At 72.7% G+C, this 4298-nt stretch carries 5 protein-coding genes; 3 read left to right on the top strand and 2 right to left on the bottom strand.

What is annotated here, in order from left to right; genetic code table 11:
* From VM889_10135 to VM889_10125, 3 genes are all read left to right on the top strand, one after another.
* On the top strand, nucleotides 1-252 hold a 252-nt coding region (locus tag VM889_10135; GenBank protein HVL48904.1), incomplete at its 5' end, for a hypothetical protein.
* Between the two features lie 37 nt (nucleotides 253-289).
* A complete protein-coding gene (locus VM889_10130; GenBank protein HVL48903.1) occupies nucleotides 290-1342 on the top strand; it encodes a hypothetical protein in 1053 nt (350 codons plus the stop codon).
* A 100-nt stretch (nucleotides 1343-1442) separates the two neighbouring features.
* Nucleotides 1443-2054, top strand: a complete 612-nt coding sequence (locus VM889_10125; protein HVL48902.1) for a hypothetical protein — start codon at nucleotides 1443-1445, stop codon at nucleotides 2052-2054.
* Between the two features lie 48 nt (nucleotides 2055-2102).
* Here VM889_10125 and VM889_10120 read toward each other — a convergent pair whose 3' ends face one another.
* Both VM889_10120 and VM889_10115 read right to left on the bottom strand, forming a co-directional pair.
* A complete protein-coding gene (locus tag VM889_10120) occupies nucleotides 2103-3170 on the bottom strand; it encodes an AI-2E family transporter (GenBank protein HVL48901.1) in 1068 nt (355 codons plus the stop codon).
* 25 nt (nucleotides 3171-3195) lie between these two features.
* Nucleotides 3196-4298, bottom strand: a 1103-nt coding sequence (locus VM889_10115; GenBank protein ID HVL48900.1) for a MarR family transcriptional regulator, incomplete at its 5' end; no start/stop codon positions are given.

Below are 4298 nucleotides of genomic sequence, written 5' to 3'. Positions count from 1 at the left end.
CCCGCGCCCGCCCCGATCGAGCGCGCGCGGGTGCGCTGTCCCGCGTGCGCGCACGACTTCGAAGCCGAGGGGCGGCGCCCCTTCGACGCCTCGTGCCCCGCCTGCGGCCTCGTCGCCGCCATCGAGGCCGGAAGCCCCCTCGAATCCCTGACCCTCAAGTGTCCCGCCTGCGCCTCCGTCTTCGACGCGGAAGGTCGCCGGCCCTTCGACGCCGTCTGCCCCGCCTGCGCGCACGCGGCGCGCGTTTCGTGAAGAAACGCTCAAGCGCCGGTCGCGCCTTGGCCCCGGCGTGGGCGCGCTTCCGGACGCCGGCTTCTTCCTTCCCGCCTTCGTGAAGACGTGGCGGTTCGAGCGCGCGTTCTACCGCGCCGCGTACCATGCGCCCGTCGCGCTGCACGTCACCCACGCGCGATGTCTCGACGGCGCCGCGTGCGACGCGCTCGTCCGCCTGCGCTACTCGCGGACCGGCGTCGATACCGTGTTCGTGGATCCCGGCGCCATGGTGTCGGTGCTCTCGCTCCTGCGCAACGTCCCCTCGCGGGCCCGTCATCTCGTCGTCACGGACCTGTCCTTCCAGCGCGGCGAAGGGCGTCGCGTCCTCGAGCTCCTGCGCGAAATCGCGGACGACGGCTGGCGCGTCCGATGGATGGACCACCACGCGCGCCAGTGGGAGGGCGCGCCCGTCGACGAGATGAAGGAGTTCGCGGAGATTACGGTCGACGCGAGCGGCACGCATTGCGGCGCGTCGCTCGTCGCCGCCGCGGACCACCCGGGCGACCCGTTCGCCTCCCGCCTCGCGGAGGTCGTGCGCGACCACGACCTGTGGCTACGGAAGGACCCGTGGAGCCAGGGCCTCCACGACGCGGTCGCGGATCTCGGGTCGGAGCGTTTCGTCGAGCACCTCGTCGCCGCGCGCAAGGTGGACGACGCGACGCTTCGCGCCGCCGCCGCGCGCGAGGCCGACCGCAAGGAGGCGCTCATCGAGCGCGGCGTCGCGCGCGCGACGTGGCGCCGGCAGAACGGGGCCGCCGTCGCGGCCACCTACGGCGAGGTGCCCACGAACGAGACGCTCCACGCGCTCATCGAGCGGGGCGCGGACGTCGCGATCCTCTTCAAGCCCGACGGTTTCGCGAGCCTCCGGAGCCGCAAAGGCATGGAGGTCTGCCACGAGATCGCGCAGCCGTTCGGGGGCGGCGGGCACCCGAACGCGAGCGGCCTGCCCGTCCCCGTGAAGGGCGCGGGCTACCTGCGCTACTGGTCCTCGAAGACCCTCGCGCCCAGCGCGGAGGCCGTCGTGGGGGCCGCGCTCGCGGCCGCTCAGCGGCGCGTCGCGCGTCCATGAAGCCCCCGACGCGATGGCGTTAAATACGGAGCAGCCGTAGGACGTGAGGCTGCCGCAGGACCTCAAGGGGCTTGCCGACAGACACGAGAGACGTGACGACATGGACACGCAGAGGGCCCCGACCCAGGCGGTCAAGATCGGCGATCTGACCCCGAGGTCCAAGGACTTCAACGTCAAGGCCAAGGTTCTGAGCATCGCCCCCGTGAAGGAGGTCCCGGGCAAATTCGGCGACAACAAGCGCGTCGCCGAAGCGACCATCGGGGACGACACGGGCAACGTGGTCTTCTCGCTCTGGAACGAGCAGATCGGCCAGATCAACGAGGGCGAGAGCGTCCTCATCGAGAACGGCTACGTGACCCTCGTGCGCGGGCACATCCGGCTGAACGTCGGAAAGTTCGGCAAGATGCAGCGCATCGACGAGGAGGTCGCGGCCGACCCCGCGAACAAGAACGTCTCCGACCAGGAGCACGCGCAGGAGCGCCGGAGCTTCGGCGGCGGCGGATACGGCGGCGGACGCGGCGGCGGCGGCGGCGGCTACGGCGGAGGCCGTGGCGGCGGCTACGGCGGCGGCGGTGGCGGTTACGGCGGTGGTCGCGGCGGCGGCTACGGCGGTGGCGGCGGCCGCGGCGGCGGCTACGGCGGCGGCGACCGGCGCGGCGGTGGCGGCGGTTACCGGGACCGCGACTCGGGCGGCCGCGGCGGCCGGTACTGAGCGCGAAATCACGGGCGGCCTTCGGTCGCCCGCCTCATCCCTTTTCGTTCACGCCTTGCCGGCTTCGTAGCTCGGCAAGTAGTCTTTTCTCCAGAAGTTCAGGACGGCGACGAGCAGGCTCAGCACGATCGGGCCCACGATGAAGCCGACGAACCCGAAGACCTCGAGGCCCCCGATCGCGCCGACGAGCACGAGGAACGGGTGCATCTGGGCCTTCTCGCCGACGAGGCGCGGGCGGAGGATGTGCTCGATCATGTTGAGGAACACGAAGCCGTACACGAGGAGCGCGATGCCCTCCGTGCTTCTGCCCTCGCTCACGAGCCAGAGCGCGGCCGGCACGTACACGACGGGGGCGCCGACGACGGGGAGGAGCGCGAACACGAACGTGACGAAGCCCCAGAAGATGGGCTGCGGGATGCCGAAGAGCGCGTAGCCCACGGCGCCGAGCGCGCCCGCCGCGAACGAGAGCACGAGCTGGCCGTAGAGGACCGCGTCGAGCGTGCGCCGAAGCTCCTCGAAGAGGTCCTTCGACTGCTTCTCGGTGAGCGGCATGACGGACTTGACGTACTGGACGATGCTCTCGCCCTCGATGAGGCCGTAGAAGATCACGAAGGCCATCACGAGGAAGCCGAGCAGGATGAGCGCCGCGACGGTGAGGAGGTCGGGAAGATGGCCCGAAAGCCACGCCTGCGTCTGCGCGAGCGCGCCCGCAAGCGCCGTCGCGGAGGTGCCGTTCGGCGGCGGGTCGAGGCCGAAGGCGGTCGCGAGGCGGGCGATGGACTCGTCGATGGTCGCGAGCACGCCCTCAGGCGACTCCTCCGAGAGGACGCTGCTCACCGTGCGCGCCAGCTCGAAGGAGATGAACGCGAGGGGGGCGAGCACGATGGTGAAGACGATGACGAGGAGGATGCCGGCCGCGGCGCCGGGTCGTCGCACGACGCGCGTGAGCGCGAGCTGCGCCGGCCAGAGCACATAGACGAACACGCCGCCGAGGATGACGTACGTGAGGAAGGGCCGGAACATGAGGAACGAGATGACGCCGAGGGCGCCGAGGAGGGCGAGGACGAAGTTGCGGCGCGTCTTGCGGAGCTCGGCTCGCTCGAGGGTCTCGGTCAACGACGTCCGCGAGCGGCGGGTCGGTTCAAGAAGGCTGTGATTCGGAGCGGACGGGGGCGAGGCCGCCGTCCACGTCCATGCGCAGGTGTCCCTGGGCGATGAGGGCCTTCACGTGGTAGTGCACGGCCTGCTTCGATGCGTTCACGCGATCGGCGACCTCGCGCTGCGTGAGGCCCGGCGTCAGCACGACGGCGTGCATGACCTCGGCGCGAAGCCCGCGGAGCATGGGCGCGACGACGCGCGGGCCCGTCGCCGGGAAGTATCGCACGAGGTGGCCGTCGGGGCGCGACACCAGGAGCCGGTGCCGCTCGAGCACGCGCAGGTGGTACACGAGCGCGCCCGTGTGGAGGCCGAGGGCGCGCTGGAGGCCGCGGAAGTGGAGGCCCGGATCGGCCGCGACGCGCTCGAGGATGCGGGCGCGATCGGGATGGCCCAGGACGCCCGGACGCTCGAGCCGCGTGTAGAGCGGCGCGAGGAGCGACGCGGCCGCGATGCGCCACGCCTCGCGGCGGGCGGCGAGGGCGACGAGGCCGAGGCCCGCGACGAGACCGGTGCCTCCGGCAAGGAGGATGGGGGCGAGGTCGTCGAAGGCGCGCTCGAAGCCCCGGCCCACGTCGCGCACGACGAGGCTTGCGGCGCCCACGGGCTCGCCGCCGCCCGTGTGGGGGGTGAGCGAGGTCGTCGCGCCGGCCTCGAAGACCCCCTCGGGCTCGGCGGCCTCGACGATGAACGCGCCCGAGAGCGACGGGCCTGCGCCCGTGGCCACGACGACGCCGGGGGACGTCGCTTTCGGCGCGGCGTCGACCGGAACGCGGACGACGAGCCAGAGGTCGACGCGGCCGTGCGGCGGCACGTCCACGAGGCGGCGCTGCAGGTCCGCGGCCCATCCGGCGTCGAGGCTGGGGGCGAGGGAGACGCGCTCGGCGGTGTCGCCCCCGAGGAGCGTGACGGTGCCGACCGCGACCCCGCCCGCGGGACCGACGAGGCGATCGGAGACGATGAGCATGAGCCGCTTCGGCTCGGGTTTCGGCGCGGGCGGCTCGGCGGGTCGCGGGCGCGCGCCCTCGGCGGGCGGCCGCTCCTCGACCGGGTCGCGGGGCGCCGTTTCCTCCGGCGCGGGCGTCGGCC

The sequence above is a fragment of the Candidatus Thermoplasmatota archaeon genome (assembly GCA_035540375.1).
Taxonomy (GTDB): domain Archaea; phylum Thermoplasmatota; class SW-10-69-26; order JACQPN01; family JAJPHT01; genus DATLGO01.
Note: the sequence above shows the minus strand (reverse complement) of the source record. Positions and strands in the feature narration are given on the sequence as shown.

Bases quoted from the DNA above. Each gene is read 5' to 3' on its own strand.
- VM889_10125 (HVL48902.1), top strand. From the start codon at position 1,443: ATGGACACGCAGAGGGCCCCGACCCAGGCGGTCAAGATCGGCGATCTG.